Here is a 14,591-nt window from a genome sequence, read left to right on the forward strand (position 1 = left end):
ATCGGGTCGCGTGCTGTCAGGCGTCGGTGGCGCGCCACGGTTCGGGCGTCGAGGAGACCTCTCCCTCGAACTCCCGTTCGACCGGGCCGGTGAGACTGGCGCGCTCGCCGTGGAAGGTGACGCCGAGGCGACCGCCCGGCGGGAAGACCTCGACCGACTCCGCGTCGGCCGCGACGAGTCCGAGTCGTCGCGCGACCGTCGCGATTGCGACCGCGCCGGTGCCGCAGGCGCGGGTCTCGCCCTCGACGCCGCGCTCGTAGGTGCGCTGGTCGAACCCGCCGTCGTCTCGCGGGGACGCGATGTTGACGTTCGCGCCCTCGGGGAAGGCGTCGGCGTGGCGAATCGCCGGTGCGAGTTCGTCGAGGTCAACGTCGTCTACGTCCTCGACGAACGCGACGGCGTGGGGAACGCCGGTGTTCACCGCGGTCACCTCGACGCCTTCGACGGTCTCCTGTACGAGCGGTTCGTCGCGGTCGGCGTCGAGCGGCACCTCGTCGGGCGCGAACGACGGCTCGCCCATCTCGATAGTCACTTCGTCGTCCGAAATCTCGGCCCGGCGGGTCCCGGCCTGCGTGTCGAGCATCACGGTGTCGGCACCGGTCCGCTCGGCGGCCCACTTCGCGGCACAGCGCGCGCCGTTGCCGCACATCGCCGCGGTCGAACCGTCCGGTTGGACCAGCGTCATCACTGCTCGGGGCGGCGAGAATTTGGGTTCGAGCGCCAGAAACAGGGTTCCGTCGGCTCCGACGGCGGGGGCGTTTCCGGTCCGCTCGGCGGACGGACCGCCGTCGGCCCCCTCGCCCTGCTCGGCGGCCACGCCGCCGTCTGTGACGCACACGCCGTCGCGTCGGTCGCACACTTCGCGGGCGAACGCGCCCCGGTCTGGGACGTACTCGTCCGCGTCTACTACTACGAAATCGTTGCCGGTGCCGTGAAACTTCTCGAATTCGATGCTCATCTGTCTCCCTCGGGTTCGACCGCCGTCACGTCCGCAATCGTTTCGCGTCGCCGCGCCAGTCGGGCGTCGTCGCCGTCGAGGACGACCGACGCCGGGCGGGGACGGGAGTTGTACTGACTCGCCATCTCGTAGCCGTAGGCTCCAGCGTTGCCGACCGCCAGCAGGTCGCCGCGCTCGGGGTCCGGGAGCCAATGGTCGCCCAGCGAGTCGCCGCTCTCGCAGACCGGTCCGGCGACCGTCACCTCGCGCGCGGGACGCTCGCTCGCGTCGAGCGCGAGGTTCCGAATCTCGTGGTGGGCGTCGTATATCGCGGGGCGCGCGAGGGTCGTCATCCCCGCGCCGACCCCGACCACGACGCCCGACGGCGTCTCCTTGACCGTGTTGGTCGTGGTCAGCAGGACGCCCGCGTCCGCGACGAGATAGCGGCCGGGTTCGACCGCCAGCGTCGCCCCGGTCTCGCCGAGCGCCTCGCGGGTCGCTTCGGCGACCGCTCGCAGGTCGAGGGGGTCCTCGTCGGGCGAGTAGGGCACGCCGAAGCCACCGCCCACGTCCACGAAGTCGAGGTCGAGACCGCGCTCCTCGATGTCGCGGGCCAACTCGCCCATCCGACCCACGAGGTCCCGATGGGCCGAGAGGTCCTCGCCCGAGATGCCGCTTCCCGCGTGGGCGTGGATGCCGACGACATCGAACTCGGCGGCCGCCGATTCCGCGATATTCGCCGCGCGCTCGTATGGCACCCCGAACTTCGCGTCCCCGCCGGTCGTCACCTTCTCGTGGTGGCCCGCGCCGACGCCGGGATTGACTCGGAGGCAGACCCGGCCGTCGTACCCGCGGTCGGCGAGTCGGTGGAAAGTGTCCTCGGCCCCGACCGTAATCGTCACGCCGGGATGCTCCTCGGCGAGTCGGACCGCCACGTCGAGGTCCCTCGCGGGCGGGTTGACCGCGGTGTAGTGGACGCGCGACCCGTCTACTCCGGCGTCGAGCGCCCGCGCCAACTCGCCCGCCGAGGCGCACTCGATGCCAGCGCCCTCGTCGGCGAGGGCTTGCAGGACCGGCCGGGCGGTGTTGGCCTTCGCGGCGTAGTAGATATGGGCGTCGGGGAACTCCTCGGCCATCCGGCGGTAGTTCTCGCGGGCGCGGTCCACATCGAAGACGTAGAGGGGCGTCTCGTACTCGTCGGCCAGCGCCCGCAGGCGCTGGGCGGACCAGTCGGCGAGGCGTCGTACGGGCGGGTTTCCGGCGGTCGGCTCGCTCTCTCCGCTGGTCGGCCCGCTCTCTCCGCTCATTCTCGCAGTGCCTCCTCGCGCTCGACGGCCTCCATCGTGGTCTCTTCCACGTCCATCGCCACGACCGCGGGCTTGTAGGCCCCGCCGTCGAACAGGTCGTGGTCGCCGACCGACGACTCCACGAACCGAGTGAACGCTCTGCGCTCGGGCGGCAGGTGGCCGTAGACGACTTCCTCCTCGACCAAATCGTAGACCGGAATCCGAGGAGTGAGAAGTGTATTCTCCGCGACCACCGAGTTCTCGCCGACGACGAACCCCGACGTGACCCGACAGCCAGCGCCGAGCGACGCGCCGTCTTCGACCACGACCGGCGCGTCTTCGACCGGTTCCAACACGCCGCCGACGAGCGTGTTCGCGCCCAGCTTCACGTCCGCGCCGATTTGGGCACAGGACCCCACGGTGTCACACGAGTCCACCAAGGTCCCGTCGCCGACGTACGCGCCGATATTCACGAAACTCGGACTCATCAGGATGGCGTCGCTCCCGACGTAGGCCCCGCGCCGGAGGACGGTCCCGTCGGGCGTGTTTCGGGTTCCCCTCTCGGGCAGGTCGTCGGTCTCGCGCAGGGGCAACACGTCGTGGTAGGTCACGTCGCCGTACTCCCGTCCCGCAATCTCGCGCAGGCCGAAGTTGAGCAGGATGCCGCGCTTGACCCACTCGTTCGATTGCCAGTCGCCGTCGCCGTCGGGTTCGGCGGCCCGGACCTCGCCTGTTTCGAGCGCGGTCAGGAACGCGTCGAGGAGGTCCAACTCCTCGCGCCCCGCCGCGTCGGCGGTGAGGTCGCCCTCGTCGTAGCGATGCCACAGGTCGTCGATGTCGGATTCTACACTCATCGGTCGTCTCCTCGGTCGGTTGCTTCTCGGTCGGTCGCGCCGTCGTCCCCGCCCTCTACTACGTCCGCGAAGTCGTACCAGCCCGGTTCGCGGCCAGCCAGCCAGACCGCCGCGTCCAAGGCTCCTTCGGCGAAGACGCCGCGGTCCTCGGCGCGGTGGGTGAGTCGAAGCTCCTCGTGGTTGTTCGCCAGCAGGACCTCGTGTTCGCCCGTGATGGTCCCCGCACGGCGCGCGTGAACGCCGATTTCGCCCGCCTCGCGCGGGGCCTCGCCCTCGCGGCCGTGGACGCGCTCGCCCGACTCTCCGTCCGCCGGACCGCTTGCTTCCCGCGCGTCTTCGATGGTCTCCAGAATCGCGTTGGCGGTCCCGCTCGGGGCGTCGCGCTTCCGGTTGTGGTGGGTCTCGGTCACTTCCGCGTCGTAACCCGGCAGGTCGGCCACCGCCGACTCGACCGCCGAGAGGAGAGCGTGGACGCCTCGCCCGAAGTTCGCGGCCTTCAGGACGGGGGCGTACTCCGCGAGTTCGCGGAGGGCCTGCTCGCCGTCGTCGCCGAATCCGGTGGTGCCGACGACGCTGGCGACTCCCGCTTCCGTGGCGACCGCGACGTAGTTCTGACTGCTCGCCGGGCCGGTGAAGTCCACGAGAACGTCGGGGTCGCGGTCGGCCAGCAGGCGGTCGAACTCGCGGGCCGGTTCGACGGGGACGCCCTCGACCGACGCGTCTTCGTCGGGGTCGCGGTTGACCGCGAACGCGACCGACACCTCCTCGCGGTCCCCGGCCGCGTCGAGGACCGCCCGCCCCATCTCGCCGGTCGCGCCCGTGACTGCAACTGACACGCTCATTGGTGTACCTCAGTCGGTTCGCCCTCTAACTCTCCGAGGATACCCGCAAGTTCTGCGCGGTTCTGCTCGGAGAGCCGATTCAGCGGCGAGCGGAGCCGCGCCGGGCCGTAGTCCCGAATCGCCATCGCCTCCTTGACCGGAATCGGGTTCGTCTCCGAGAAGAGCGCGCGGACGAGCGGGGCCAACTCCTCGTGGACCTCGCGGGCCGCGGCGAACTCGTCCGAGCGCGCGGCCTCGACCAGTTCGACGGTGCGCTCCGGTTCGACGTTCGCCGCGACGCTGATGGTGCCGGTCGCGCCCAGCGAGAGCATCGGCAGGGTGAGGAAGTCGTCGCCCGAGAGGACGGCGAACTCCTCGTCGCGGGTCCGCTCGATTACCTCGCCGATTCGGTTCAGGTCGCCGCTGGCGGCCTTGTAGCCCACGACGTTCTCGTGTTCCGCGAGCGAGACCGCCGTCTCGACGGCGACGTTTCGCCCGGTGCGCGACGGGACGTTGTAGACGATTTGGGGTACGTCCACCTCGTCGGCGACGGTCCGGTAGTGGCGTTCCATCCCCTCGGGTTCGGGCTTGTTGTAGTACGGCGAGATGAGGAGCAAGGCGTCGGCCCCGGCGTCGGCCGAGCGCCGGGAGAGTTCGAGGGCCTCGTGCGTGGAGTTACTGCCCGAGCCTGCGATTACCGGCACGTCCACCGCGTCGGTCACGGCGTCCACGACCTCGACGTGTTCGTCGTGGGTCAGGGTCGCGCTCTCGCCGGTCGAACCGACCGCCAGCAGGCCCTCGACCCCCGCATCCGCGAGGCGTCGGGCGTCCGTTCGGAGCTGTTCGAAGTCGATACTGTCGTCGGAATCGAAGGGGGTCGTCATCGCCGGGTAGACCCCGCTGAGAGGTTCGTCGGTGCGTGTCATGTGGTTCGGGACTGATTGGTTCGCTGGTAACTGGTCGGTGGGTGATGCAGAACGAAGGTGGCCCGCGACGGGTCGCCACGCCGCCGAGGACCTAGCAATAACCGCGTTTTGTGCGTTTCAGCCCCGAAAAACCGACCGACCCACCGCTGGCCGAACGGCCGCGGGCGACAGCGGTGGCGTCGTGGTGCATGTGCGTGTCACTCATCCCCGGCGACTTAACTGTTGTGCCGAGCGCGATACCTGCCACTCATCAGCCAGCCGTTATTTACGCCGAGCGGTGATTTCTACCATGGCCGATTGGGAACTCGTCGCACGCTCCGGCGGCCGCTACTCCGTGGTCTACGGCGGCGGCACCGCCCTCCTCGTCGCGCTGACCGGACGGTCGATGCTCCAACTACTAGCGTTGGTGTCCGGTCTCCTGCTGTTGCTGTTCGTCGCGGGCGGCCTGCTGGTCTTCGACTTCGCCGCGATGGTCGTCGGGAGCATGGTCTGACTCGCTCCCGGAGTTGCCCGCAGCGACGACACGTCAACTCGAATCGGCGTCGTCGGCCACGGACGATTCGGCGAGCGCATCCCCCGCACGCAGGCGAGGGACTAAGCCCCGGTAGGAGGGACGCAAAAGACCCGCTATCGGAACGACGACTTCGTCCGTTATTCCCTCTTCGAGGTGCGAGCGAAAGTCCGCGGACACCGCGTCGTATCCGTCTCGTTTCCACTTGTCGAGAATCGACTCGAACTCCGACTCGTCGCCCTCCACGATTGCGAGGAACTGACACTCGATGGTTCCGGTCGGCTCGTCGGACTCCGCTATCTGGGCCTCGGGGACGTTGCTCTCGTACAGTCGCACTTCGAGTTCGAAGGGCGTCACGAACGCTCCGATTTCGGCTTCGTACCGCGGATTACTCCCGTGGGAGATGCCGAATTTCGTTCGTGCGGGCCGGGTCTGGCCCGGTGAGATTTCCGAGAGAAAGAGGTCCAAGTCCGTGATGTGGTACTCGGTCGGCCTCATCTATCCTCTGCTGTTCAGTCGGGTTCGGTTCTCCGCGACCGACTCGTCTCGCCGCCGCGTCAACACTCTGTCCGAAACCCAACTGGTTTCCGTTCGAGGAGTATCGGTGTCGAACTTCTTCGTATCGAGGACCGCCCGCTCTTTCTCCAACAGGAGGTCGGCCAAGCTTCGAATTTCGGCCTTCCCCACCGCCTCCTCGACGAGATGCGCCGCCGTCGCCTCCCGCGTTCGCTCGGGAAGGTCGAACGGCGACACGTCTTCGTCCGCCCGGAGTCGCTCTTGGACGCCTTCGCGAATCGCTTCGACGTTTCGCCCGCGTCGGACGACGAGGCCCGCTAACTCGTCCAACAACTGTTCGTCGTAGAGCGCGAATCGCTTGTCCACGTCGAGGATGTCGTTGTCGAGCGCTTCGAGATAGTCGTACACCGCTTGCCGGAGCTTCCGTCTCGTGTCGGCTTCGAGCGACTGGTCGTCGCTGTCGATTTCCGAGGAGGGCCGGTTTCGGTTCCGCGCGTACTGCACCCACTCTTCGTCCTCGTCGCTGAGGTCAACCCGAATAGAGAAATTCTTGTCGGACATGAGTGGGTCTCTTGTGGTTATATTCCTCTGCCACAGTCTTATAGGTTTTGTTCAAATCTTGTTCTCCCCGAACTTCGCCGCTACGCCGTCTCTCCAGTCGTTCGGGAGGTCGCTCGTTCGTCCGACGACGTAGTTCACGACCTCCTCGATTGCCTCCGCGAACTCGTACTCGTCCGCGACCAGCGTCCCGTACCAGTCCGCGATTCGGGAGTAGCCGGGGTCGTTCGTGATGCGCTCGCCGTCGGCCGCCAAGTGCCGTATCGCATCGACGTAACAGCGGTGTTCCGCTCTCGTGAACGACGCTTTGTGAGCGAAAAAATCGAACAGCGGCGTTCGGTTTCCGTCCGCGAGGACGTAGATATCGTCGTACGATGCGGACCCGATTTCGTCGCCGAAGACGCGATATTCGGCGTCGCGCTCCGTCGGATTCCCGCCTTCGCGGTACTTGGCGAGGTGGTCGGCGGCGACGGCGACGGCGGTACGCGAGAGGCGGACTCGAAACACGAGCGGACTGTAGTACGACGTGAACGCCTCGGAAGCCGTGAAGTTCTTCAGCACGCTCGCGGGTACCTCGTAGGTCGGTTTCGATTCGGCTCGGAGCGTTCGAGCGATCAGGTGTGGCGCGTGACGGGAGAGTCCGCGGTAGACGGTCACTTCCGGTCCCTCCGTCCGGTCGAGAAACGCCTGCGTGACACAGTAGAGGTCCCTGGCGACCGCTCGGTGGTCGGGGTCCGTTCGGTAGGTCGGTGGGTCCTCGCCCCGAACGTCGCACTCGACGCCGAACGTCTGCTTGAAGAGGAGTTCGTGGCGCTGTGGATACCCGTACTTCGGGTGCGACGAGACCTTCCACCGGTAGTGTGGGTCGAGGACCGCACAGACGTTCTCGGCCCCGTGAACGTCGCCGAGTGCGCCGAGGAGACGACACTCTTGGTCGAACGACAGCGCTCGGTACTCTACCCGTTCGCCGACCTCCGCACAGAATTCCGAACGGTACGACAGAGGCTCCAAGTCGGTGAAGTCGAGACCGTATTCGGCCTCGTAGTCCGTCCGACTCGGACAGTCGAAGCGGGAAGCGAGACCGTCACCGCCGGAGTCGTCTTCTGTGTCTGGCACGGTTCTCTGCGTTCGTCCGTGACTACCTACTCGGCCTATTTATATTACGGTGTCCGCCGGGTGACTTTAGACCGTCCCCGCCCTCGGTAAACGCGGTTTCGGCGGGGTCGTGTTCTCGACGGCGAGTCTCCGAGAGTGGGTTTTATCTTTCCGACGGCCGAAACGAGGATTAATGCTCGTTCTGGGAGACGCCCACGCCGACGACCCCGACAACCGGCGCGCGCTGTTCGCCGCGTATCGGGAGGCCGACGCCGACGTTGCGTTGCAGTTGGGCGACCTACTCTACTACGACCTGCCGATTCCGACCTACTTCATCGCCGGTAACAACGAAGACTTCGACGTTATCGACGCGCTCAGACACGGCCGCGTCGAGAGTTCCGACGTGACGAACGCCCGCCTGTTGGGCGACGAAGCCGTCGAAGTCGAGGGCCTGCGCGTGGCTGGCCTGTCGGGCAACTACGCGCCGACCCAGTACGAACGCCCCCGGCCGAACCTGCAAGGCGAGCGCAGGCGGCACTTCGTCCGCGGGGACGTGGAGACCGTCAAGCGAATCGAAGACGTGGACGTTCTCCTCACCCACGAAGCGCCCCACGGCCTGCCGGTCGCCGAGGAGTACGAGGTCGGCTGTCAGTACATCGACGAACTCCTCGAAGCGGTCCAACCGCGGCTCTGTCTGGTCGGCCACCACCACCAGCACGCCGAGACGACCTACGGCGACACCCGCGTCGTCAGCGTTGCGTCGGTAGACCAGCGGTACTACGAACTCGACCCCGAGACGTTGGAACTCACGTCGCATCCGACGCCGCCGTCCTGAGGCGGCGAAAGAGTCGGGCCCGGACGACCAGCCACAGCCCTTACCACCGCTCGCGTCGATACTCCGGGAATGCTCGTCCTCGGAGACGCCCACGCCGACGACCCCGACAACCGCCGCGCCCTGCTGGCGGCCTACGACGAGAGCGACGCCGCGGTCGCGCTCCAAACCGGCGACCTGCTCTACTATGACCTGCCCGTTCCGACCTACTTTATCGCTGGCAACAACGAGGAGTTCGACGTTATCGACGCGCTCCGTCGCGGCGAGACGGTCGCGGGGCCGACGGTCCGGAACGCGACGCTCCTCGCCAGTTCGGTCGCCGAGGTCGAGGGCCTGCGCGTGGCTGGCCTGTCGGGCAACTACGCGCCGACCAAGTACGACGAGCCCCGCGCGGACCTCTCGGGCGAGCGCCGCCGTCACTTCGTCCGCGAGGAGGTCGAGCGCCTGAAGCGGGTCGAGGACGTGGACGTGCTGGTCACTCACGAGGCTCCTCGCGGCCTGATTTACTACGGCTACGACGCCGGATGCGAGCGAATCGACGAACTGTTGGACGCGCTCGACCCCGACCTCTGTCTGGTCGGCCACCACGAGCGCCACGCCGAAGCGACCTACGACGAGACGCGGGTCGTGAGCCTCGCGCCCGCGTGGAAACGATACTACTACCTGAACCCCGAGACGCTGGAACTCTCGGACCGAGCGACCCCGGTCGAGTGAGCGATTCGGGGCGCACGCCACCGATTCGACCGCGAACGACCGCCCACCAGCCAACCACATTTATACCGTAGGGGGTACCAAACATGCGCTATGACGGAAATTCACCCGCACCAGCGGGTCGCCGTTCTCGCGGACGCTCAAAACCTCTATCATACTGCCCAGAGCGTCTACAGTCGGAACATCGACTACTCCGCGCTGTTAGAGAAGTCGGTGCAGGACCGCGAACTGACGCGGGCTATCGCCTACGTGATTCAGGCCGATAGCCCGGACGAGGAGCGATTCTTCGAGGCGCTGGGCGACATCGGCTTCGAGACGAAAATAAAGGAACTCAAGACGTTCGGCGACGGGTCGAAGAAGGCCGACTGGGACGTGGGAATGAGCTTAGACGCGGTGACGCTGGCCAACCACGTCGATACGGTCATCCTCTGTACCGGCGACGGCGACTTCTCGCGGCTCTGTTCGCACCTCCGCCACGAGGGCGTCCGGACCGAGGTCACGAGTTTCGCTGAGTCCACGTCCGAGGAGCTAACCGAGGCCGCGGACGCCTTTATCGACATGTCCGAGCGGCCAGACACCTTCCTGCTGTGAAATCGTCGTAGAAATCCTGCCGCGCCTCGGTCGAGTTTCGACTGCGCTCAGACCGGGCGACCGTCTTCGTCGGCGGTGCCGCTGAGGAGCGCCCCCGCCGCCATGACGAGGACCGCGACCGACGACAGGAGGTAGGTCGTGAACGTCTGGGTGGTCGCGATGGCGAAGACGAGCGCGCCAGCCACGACGACGAGTGCGAGACCGAGGTTTGCTTTCATGGTAATCGCCGCTAGACGCTCCAAGAATATAAATCAAACCGTAGCCGCCGATAATTAGGATAATAAATCGTTAAATTGACTCTCGGTATCGAGTCACACGGCACCGAGAGACGTGATTCCGTCGCCCCCGAGAACGAAGCCTTTTCGCCGCGGCACGCCAACTCGCGGCCGATGAGTACGACTCAGACCGACGACCTCTCGAAACTCCGGACGACCGCGGACTACCAGTTCGGGGCGGGCGTCGGCGCGGCGCTGTTCCCCGAGGACGAGGACCTCGAAGTCAAACGCTCGTCGTCGGGGCGGCCACAGCAGGTCGTCGCCGACTCGGGACGACTCGTGACCTACGGCACCGACGGCCGGTTCACCCTCGGACTGGAAGGCGGTCGCCGGGTCGCGGCCGCCCTCGACGCTCCGGCGGGCCGGGTCGTCGTCGGCGACGAGAGCGAACCGTTCGTCCGCGAGGGCAAGAACGTCTTCGCGAAGTTCGTCGCCGCGGTCGGTTCCGAGATTCGTCCCGGCGACGAGGTGGCAATCGTCCACGAGGACGGCCCGATTCTGGGAGTCGGTCGCGCCGAACTTTCCGCTGACGCGATGACCGACTTCGACACCGGGATGGCCGTGATGGTCCGCGAGGGCGCGGACGAGTAGCCGAGCGCGCTGGCGGTACTGCCGGTCTCCCCACTGCCCCTGCCATCGACCACGCTCGCGTCACTACCGACGCCACCGACCGCGCTCGCGTTACCGTCCCCGTCACCGACTCCAATTCCGGTCGCCAGCCACGCCTCCTCGTGGACGTTTCCGAGCGAGTCGCGGTAGGTCGCCGTCCCCGAGACGAGGTAGGTGCCGGGCGGGGTCGCGTCGTCGGCCCCCATCGGCACCGTGACCCTCTCGGTCTCGCCGGGTTCGAGCGCCGAGAAGTAGAATCCGACCCGCGCCCGGCGGTCGAGTCGCGTCCCGAGGTACACCGAGCCGTTGTCCGCCGAGAGCGTCAGGCCGACCTCGGTGGCGGTCTCGGTGCCCGCGTTCGTCACCGCGAACGCGACCTCCTCGCTCTCGCCCGGCGCGAGCGACTGGTCGCCGGGCGTCTCGATTCGGAGTCGGGGCGTGGGCCGGACGACCAGCGAGGCGTTCAGCACGTCGGTTCTGGTCCGGAGCGTCGCGGTCTGATTTCCCTCTGCGGTGGCGGCGTACGAGTACGTCACCTCGAAGGGAATCCGGTACGTACCGGGCGCGAGTTGCCCGACCGCGACCCGGAACTCGACGGGGTCCGAGACCCCCGACGGCACCGTCCCCACCGGAACCCGGCCGGTCCGGAAGGCGAGTTCGTCTGCGAGACGGTCGGGGAACCGCTCGGTTCGGGGTCGAACCGAGACGTTGTAGGCCGTCGTCACGCGGGCCTCCTCGCGAGGAGCGCCGCCGCGAACCACGCGGGCGTCGTTGACCAACACCGCCGAGAGCGTCGCCGTCTCGCCGGGCGAGACGCTGTCGTTCGGGACGACGAGGAGGAAGTTCGGCCGCCCGACGACCGTCCCCTCCTGCGCGGGCCGTCCGTCTCGCAGGCCCGCAGACGGGACCGTCGCGAGACCGGCGACGAGACAGACCGCGAGCGCGAGCGCGACCCAAACTCGGGACATACACCCCGTCTCGGCGTCTGCGACCAGAAAGCTGTCGGCGAGTCCTCCTCGGACCTCGATTCCGACTGGCCGACCCGACCGACCCGACCTGCGTCGGTGCCGGTCCGCCAACCTTATTTCTCCACGCTCCGACGAGTCGAGTATGTTTGGAGGAGGAGGCGGCGGCGGTGGACTCGACCCGCGCAAGATGCAACAGATGATGAAGCAGATGGGTATCGACGTGGACGAACTCGACGCCGAGGAGGTCGTCATCACGAAGAGCGACGGCGAACAACTCGTCTTCGACAACCCGGAGATTACCGTGATGGACGCCCGCGGTCAGGAGACCTATCAGGTCGTCGGCGAACCCGAGACCCGCGACGCGAGCAACGCGAGCGCGGTCGAGTCGGGCGACGCCGACGCGGGCGGCGACGCCGGGAGCGCGATTCCCGACGACGACATCGAAATCGTCGCCATGCGGACCGGCGCGAGCGAGGACGAGGCTCGTGAGGCCCTCGAAGCGACCGACGGCGACCTCGCGGCCGCAGTCGAGCGCCTAGAGTGACGGTCCTGCTGGTTCACGGCGACCGGGAGTACCTCCGGGAACCGGGCGAGGAGCTACAGACCGACCTCGGGGTCCTCGACGTACCCGACGACGTGGAACCCGGCCAGACGCTGGAGACCCACCTCGGCGAACCGTTCGAGGTCCGGCGGTTGCGCGGTCCCGATTTGTTCAACCACTTCGAGCGCACCGGCGCGCCGATGATGCCCCGCGACGTGGGACTCATCGTCGGTCACACCGGCGTCGCCGCGGGTGACCGCGTGCTGGACGCCGGGACCGGAACGGGCGTCCTCTCGGCGTACCTCGGCCGAATGGGTGCGGACGTGACCACCTACGAGCGCGACTCCGACTTCGCCGACGTGGCGCGCGAGAACATGAAACTGGCCGACGTGGCCGACTCCGTGGAGGTCCGTACCGGCGACCTGACCGCGGAGCTAGCTGGCACGGGCGACCAATCGACCGACGCGAGCGACGGGTCGGACTCTCCCGCGGCCGATTCGGACCTCGGCGAGTTCGACGTGCTGACCCTCGACACCGAGGACGCGCCCGAGGTCGTCGCTCGCGCGCCCGACCTGCTGGCCCGCGGGGGCTACGTCGCGGTCTACTCGCCGTTCGTGGAGGCGACCCGCGAGGTCGTGGAGGCGGCCCGCGAGGTCGGACTCGCCGACGTGGAGACGTTCGAGACCATCCAGCGCCGGATGGACTTCGACGACCGGGGGTCGCGGCCTTCCACCGCTGGCGTCGGGCACACGGGGTATCTGACCTTCGCGCGGCGGCCGTAACGGAATCGGAACCCGCCCGACGCCCCGTGTTCGGCCGGTTCACACACCACCTATTCTCTCGTAGGCCGGGCCTCGGTCCGCGAAGTCGGGCCATAACAAAGCCGACGGTCGCCCTCCTTGGAGACGACACTCCGCATGTCCGAGACACTATCAGCCGCGCTCCTCGTTCGCGGTCCAGACGTTCCCGCGTGGCAGGCCCGCGCCGTCGAGTCGATGCTCGCCCGGACCGACGCCGAGGTCTCGCTCGTCGTCCGGTGTACCGAAGCGACCGGCGGGAAGGCGGGCGGTCTGAGCCACTACCTCGACCGCTTCCGGGAGTACCCGCTCTGGACGCCGGTCGGCGCGGCGGTCCGACTCGGCGACCCGCCCGCCTACCAGCGACCGCGCGACGTGGCGGCTATCGAGGGACTCGGCGACCCGGAGACGCTGGCGGTCGAACCCCGACCGGCCCCGGACTTCGGCAACGTCCTGCCCGACCGCGCGGTCGAAGCGGTCGGCGAGACGGACGTGGCGATTCGCTTCGGATTCGGCATCCTGAAAGGCGACGTGCTGGACGCGCCCGAACACGGCGTCCTGAGCTTTCACCACGGCGACCTCCGGGAGTACCGCGGGATGCCCTGTGGCTTCTGGGAGTTTCTCCACGACGAGGAGACCGGCGGCGTGACGCTCCAACGACTCACCGAGACGTTGGACGGCGGGGAGGTCGTCGCCTACGAACCGGTGGACCTCGCCGACGCCCGAACGTGGTCGGCGGTCCGCGAGCGCCTGTTCGCGGTCTCCGACGACGTGCTGGTGGAGGGCGTCCGGAACGTCGCGTCGGGCGTCGAACCGGAGTCGCCCGATGAGTTGGGCGACCTCTACTCGCTTCCGGAGGGCGGCGACGTGCTGAAGTACGTCTTCAAGGAAGGGACGGGGCGAGTCCGGCGGGTCGTGGGGTAGTCTCCTCGAATCGCCGACGAACCGCGAGCCAGCGAGCCGGAGGCTCGCGCACCAGCTAATTCTCTCGTACCAGTAGTTCTACCGCGAGTGAGGGAGCGAAGCGACCGAGCGAGCGGCCCTTTTTTGATCCACATTTTTTCGAGGAGGGGTGCCCGCAGGACGCGACCACAGGTCGCGTCCGAGGACACCCGACGAAGAAAAAAGGTGGTCGTTAGTTGTCGTCTTCCCGCCACTTGTGTTCGCACTCGGTACAGATGAAGAAGCGCGTCTCGCTCTCGTCGGCCGCGCGAATCTGTTGCATGTACCAGCGCGCGCGGTCGTTGCCACACTCCGGGCAGTGGGCGTCCGTGGTCGGGAGCGCGCTCTCCTCGTCGCCCTTGCTGGTCTCGATGAGTTCGGTGGCCTCCTGATCTTCGGTCACGACGTAGTTGGCGTCGGGGTCTTTCGGCGTCTTGTTGCCACAGCTCCCACAGACCCACAGCTCGTCCTCTGCCTTCATCATCGAACCGCACTCGTCACAGAACTCCATTGTTGTCACGCCGTAGCCGACCCGGCAAGTTAAGCGACCGGTTTTGGCTTACCCCTCGCCCTCCGACTGGTACGGTTCGCCCACCGCCTCCCGCGGCAGGGCGTTGTTGATCTCCGACTGAAGCTCCTCGTTCGAGTCGAACTCGTTGGCCGGAACGTCGGCGATCAGTTCCCCCAAGTTACGCTCCCCGTCGGCGAGCAGCAGCGTCACGTCCTCGAACTCGCTGGCCGCGGTCTCCCGCGTAGCTGGATACGACAGTTCGCCGAGGACCGACTCGACGCGGCTGAGTTTGACCTCCCGTGCCATGGTC

At 67.4% G+C, this 14,591-nt stretch carries 19 protein-coding genes; 8 read left to right on the forward strand and 11 right to left on the reverse strand.

Annotated features, from left to right (window positions below):
• Nucleotides 1-16: 16 nt before the first annotated feature.
• From dapF to dapA, 5 genes are read right to left on the reverse strand one after another with little or no spacing between them, the layout of a single operon-like run.
• Entirely contained in the window at nt 17-958 is a 942-nt protein-coding gene (gene dapF, locus EPL00_RS04050) for a diaminopimelate epimerase (protein WP_135851708.1), read from the reverse strand.
• The gene (lysA, locus tag EPL00_RS04055) at nt 955-2,244 is read right to left on the reverse strand and encodes a diaminopimelate decarboxylase (RefSeq protein WP_135851707.1); all 1,290 of its coding nucleotides are present in this window, start codon (nt 2,242-2,244) and stop codon (nt 955-957) included. The genes dapF and lysA overlap by 4 nt, the downstream gene beginning before the upstream one ends.
• The gene (locus EPL00_RS04060) at nt 2,241-3,077 is read right to left on the reverse strand and encodes a 2,3,4,5-tetrahydropyridine-2,6-dicarboxylate N-succinyltransferase (RefSeq protein WP_135851706.1); all 837 of its coding nucleotides are present in this window, start codon (nt 3,075-3,077) and stop codon (nt 2,241-2,243) included. Before EPL00_RS04060 ends, lysA begins: the two co-directional genes overlap by 4 nt.
• Entirely contained in the window at nt 3,074-3,919 is an 846-nt protein-coding gene (dapB, locus tag EPL00_RS04065) for a 4-hydroxy-tetrahydrodipicolinate reductase (protein WP_135851705.1), read from the reverse strand. The genes EPL00_RS04060 and dapB overlap by 4 nt, the downstream gene beginning before the upstream one ends.
• The gene (gene dapA / locus EPL00_RS04070) at nt 3,916-4,824 is read right to left on the reverse strand and encodes a 4-hydroxy-tetrahydrodipicolinate synthase (RefSeq protein ID WP_135851704.1); all 909 of its coding nucleotides are present in this window, start codon (nt 4,822-4,824) and stop codon (nt 3,916-3,918) included. Before dapA ends, dapB begins: the two co-directional genes overlap by 4 nt.
• A 289-nt stretch (nt 4,825-5,113) precedes the next feature.
• Here dapA and EPL00_RS04075 point away from each other — a divergent pair, with 289 nt between their 5' ends.
• Nucleotides 5,114-5,317: a hypothetical protein gene (locus EPL00_RS04075; protein WP_135851703.1), complete on the forward strand. Its 204-nt coding sequence runs from the start codon at nt 5,114-5,116 to the stop codon at nt 5,315-5,317.
• Nucleotides 5,318-5,350: 33 nt separating this feature from the next.
• On the opposite strand, the gene EPL00_RS04080 is transcribed toward EPL00_RS04075, so the two are convergent.
• Genes EPL00_RS04080 through EPL00_RS04090 form a run of 3 tightly spaced genes read right to left on the reverse strand, consistent with a single transcriptional unit; the run spans nt 5,351 to nt 7,525 of the window.
• Complete coding sequence (locus EPL00_RS04080) at nt 5,351-5,833, reverse strand: hypothetical protein (RefSeq protein ID WP_135851702.1); 483 nt, start codon at nt 5,831-5,833, stop codon at nt 5,351-5,353.
• Nucleotides 5,834-6,412, reverse strand: coding sequence for a hypothetical protein (locus EPL00_RS04085; RefSeq protein WP_135851701.1), 579 nt, complete (start codon nt 6,410-6,412; stop codon nt 5,834-5,836). It lies immediately after the preceding gene.
• A gap of 51 nt (nt 6,413-6,463) precedes the next feature.
• Nucleotides 6,464-7,525 (reverse strand): hypothetical protein, encoded by a 1,062-nt coding sequence (locus EPL00_RS04090; protein WP_135851700.1) that lies wholly within the window; start codon nt 7,523-7,525, stop codon nt 6,464-6,466.
• A 109-nt stretch (nt 7,526-7,634) separates the two neighbouring features.
• On the opposite strand from EPL00_RS04090, the gene EPL00_RS04095 reads away from it, so the two are divergent.
• From EPL00_RS04095 to EPL00_RS04105, 3 genes are all read left to right on the forward strand, one after another.
• Nucleotides 7,635-8,339, forward strand: a complete 705-nt coding sequence (locus EPL00_RS04095; protein ID WP_135851699.1) for a metallophosphoesterase family protein — start codon at nt 7,635-7,637, stop codon at nt 8,337-8,339.
• Between the two features lie 69 nt (nt 8,340-8,408).
• Nucleotides 8,409-9,050: a metallophosphoesterase family protein gene (locus EPL00_RS04100; protein WP_135851698.1), complete on the forward strand. Its 642-nt coding sequence runs from the start codon at nt 8,409-8,411 to the stop codon at nt 9,048-9,050.
• A 90-nt stretch (nt 9,051-9,140) separates the two neighbouring features.
• The gene (locus tag EPL00_RS04105) at nt 9,141-9,638 is read left to right on the forward strand and encodes a LabA-like NYN domain-containing protein (protein ID WP_135851697.1); all 498 of its coding nucleotides are present in this window, start codon (nt 9,141-9,143) and stop codon (nt 9,636-9,638) included.
• Between the two features lie 47 nt (nt 9,639-9,685).
• Here the strand turns inward: EPL00_RS04105 and EPL00_RS04110 are convergent, their stop codons facing one another.
• Nucleotides 9,686-9,856, reverse strand: coding sequence for a hypothetical protein (locus EPL00_RS04110; RefSeq protein WP_162224143.1), 171 nt, complete (start codon nt 9,854-9,856; stop codon nt 9,686-9,688).
• Between the two features lie 171 nt (nt 9,857-10,027).
• Here EPL00_RS04110 and EPL00_RS04115 point away from each other — a divergent pair, with 171 nt between their 5' ends.
• The 4 genes from EPL00_RS04115 (at nt 10,028) to EPL00_RS04130 (ending at nt 13,752) form a co-directional block, all read left to right on the forward strand.
• Entirely contained in the window at nt 10,028-10,504 is a 477-nt protein-coding gene (locus EPL00_RS04115; protein ID WP_135851696.1) for a PUA domain-containing protein, read from the forward strand.
• A gap of 1,128 nt (nt 10,505-11,632) precedes the next feature.
• Nucleotides 11,633-12,034 (forward strand): nascent polypeptide-associated complex protein, encoded by a 402-nt coding sequence (locus EPL00_RS04120; protein WP_135851695.1) that lies wholly within the window; start codon nt 11,633-11,635, stop codon nt 12,032-12,034.
• Nucleotides 12,031-12,813, forward strand: a complete 783-nt coding sequence (locus tag EPL00_RS04125) for a tRNA (adenine-N1)-methyltransferase (RefSeq protein WP_135851694.1) — start codon at nt 12,031-12,033, stop codon at nt 12,811-12,813. Before EPL00_RS04120 ends, EPL00_RS04125 begins: the two co-directional genes overlap by 4 nt.
• A 135-nt stretch (nt 12,814-12,948) precedes the next feature.
• Nucleotides 12,949-13,752, forward strand: coding sequence for a formyltransferase family protein (locus EPL00_RS04130; RefSeq protein ID WP_135851693.1), 804 nt, complete (start codon nt 12,949-12,951; stop codon nt 13,750-13,752).
• A 211-nt stretch (nt 13,753-13,963) separates the two neighbouring features.
• Here the strand turns inward: EPL00_RS04130 and EPL00_RS04135 are convergent, their stop codons facing one another.
• Nucleotides 13,964-14,281 (reverse strand): transcription factor S, encoded by a 318-nt coding sequence (locus EPL00_RS04135; RefSeq protein WP_135851692.1) that lies wholly within the window; start codon nt 14,279-14,281, stop codon nt 13,964-13,966.
• A 48-nt stretch (nt 14,282-14,329) separates the two neighbouring features.
• Complete coding sequence (locus EPL00_RS04140; protein ID WP_135851691.1) at nt 14,330-14,587, reverse strand: DUF5789 family protein; 258 nt, start codon at nt 14,585-14,587, stop codon at nt 14,330-14,332.
• Nucleotides 14,588-14,591: the final 4 nt, after the last annotated feature.

It is taken from the genome of Halorussus salinus (assembly GCF_004765815.2).
GTDB lineage: Archaea > Halobacteriota > Halobacteria > Halobacteriales > Haladaptataceae > Halorussus > Halorussus salinus.

Coding starts and splice junctions, on each gene's coding strand:
- EPL00_RS04130 (WP_135851693.1), top strand. CDS start 12,949: ATGTCCGAGACACTATCAGCCGCGCTCCTCGTTCGCGGTCCAGACGTT.
- EPL00_RS04060 (WP_135851706.1), bottom strand. CDS start 3,077: ATGAGTGTAGAATCCGACATCGACGACCTGTGGCATCGCTACGACGAG.
- lysA (WP_135851707.1), bottom strand. CDS start 2,244: ATGAGCGGAGAGAGCGGGCCGACCAGCGGAGAGAGCGAGCCGACCGCC.
- dapB (WP_135851705.1), bottom strand. CDS start 3,919: ATGAGCGTGTCAGTTGCAGTCACGGGCGCGACCGGCGAGATGGGGCGG.
- EPL00_RS04080 (WP_135851702.1), bottom strand. CDS start 5,833: ATGAGGCCGACCGAGTACCACATCACGGACTTGGACCTCTTTCTCTCG.
- dapA (WP_135851704.1), bottom strand. CDS start 4,824: ATGACACGCACCGACGAACCTCTCAGCGGGGTCTACCCGGCGATGACG.
- EPL00_RS04110 (WP_162224143.1), bottom strand. CDS start 9,856: ATGAAAGCAAACCTCGGTCTCGCACTCGTCGTCGTGGCTGGCGCGCTC.
- EPL00_RS04115 (WP_135851696.1), top strand. CDS start 10,028: ATGAGTACGACTCAGACCGACGACCTCTCGAAACTCCGGACGACCGCG.
- EPL00_RS04135 (WP_135851692.1), bottom strand. CDS start 14,281: ATGGAGTTCTGTGACGAGTGCGGTTCGATGATGAAGGCAGAGGACGAG.
- EPL00_RS04105 (WP_135851697.1), top strand. CDS start 9,141: ATGACGGAAATTCACCCGCACCAGCGGGTCGCCGTTCTCGCGGACGCT.
- dapF (WP_135851708.1), bottom strand. CDS start 958: ATGAGCATCGAATTCGAGAAGTTTCACGGCACCGGCAACGATTTCGTA.
- EPL00_RS04085 (WP_135851701.1), bottom strand. CDS start 6,412: ATGTCCGACAAGAATTTCTCTATTCGGGTTGACCTCAGCGACGAGGAC.
- EPL00_RS04120 (WP_135851695.1), top strand. CDS start 11,633: ATGTTTGGAGGAGGAGGCGGCGGCGGTGGACTCGACCCGCGCAAGATG.
- EPL00_RS04140 (WP_135851691.1), bottom strand. CDS start 14,587: ATGGCACGGGAGGTCAAACTCAGCCGCGTCGAGTCGGTCCTCGGCGAA.
- EPL00_RS04100 (WP_135851698.1), top strand. CDS start 8,409: ATGCTCGTCCTCGGAGACGCCCACGCCGACGACCCCGACAACCGCCGC.
- EPL00_RS04075 (WP_135851703.1), top strand. CDS start 5,114: ATGGCCGATTGGGAACTCGTCGCACGCTCCGGCGGCCGCTACTCCGTG.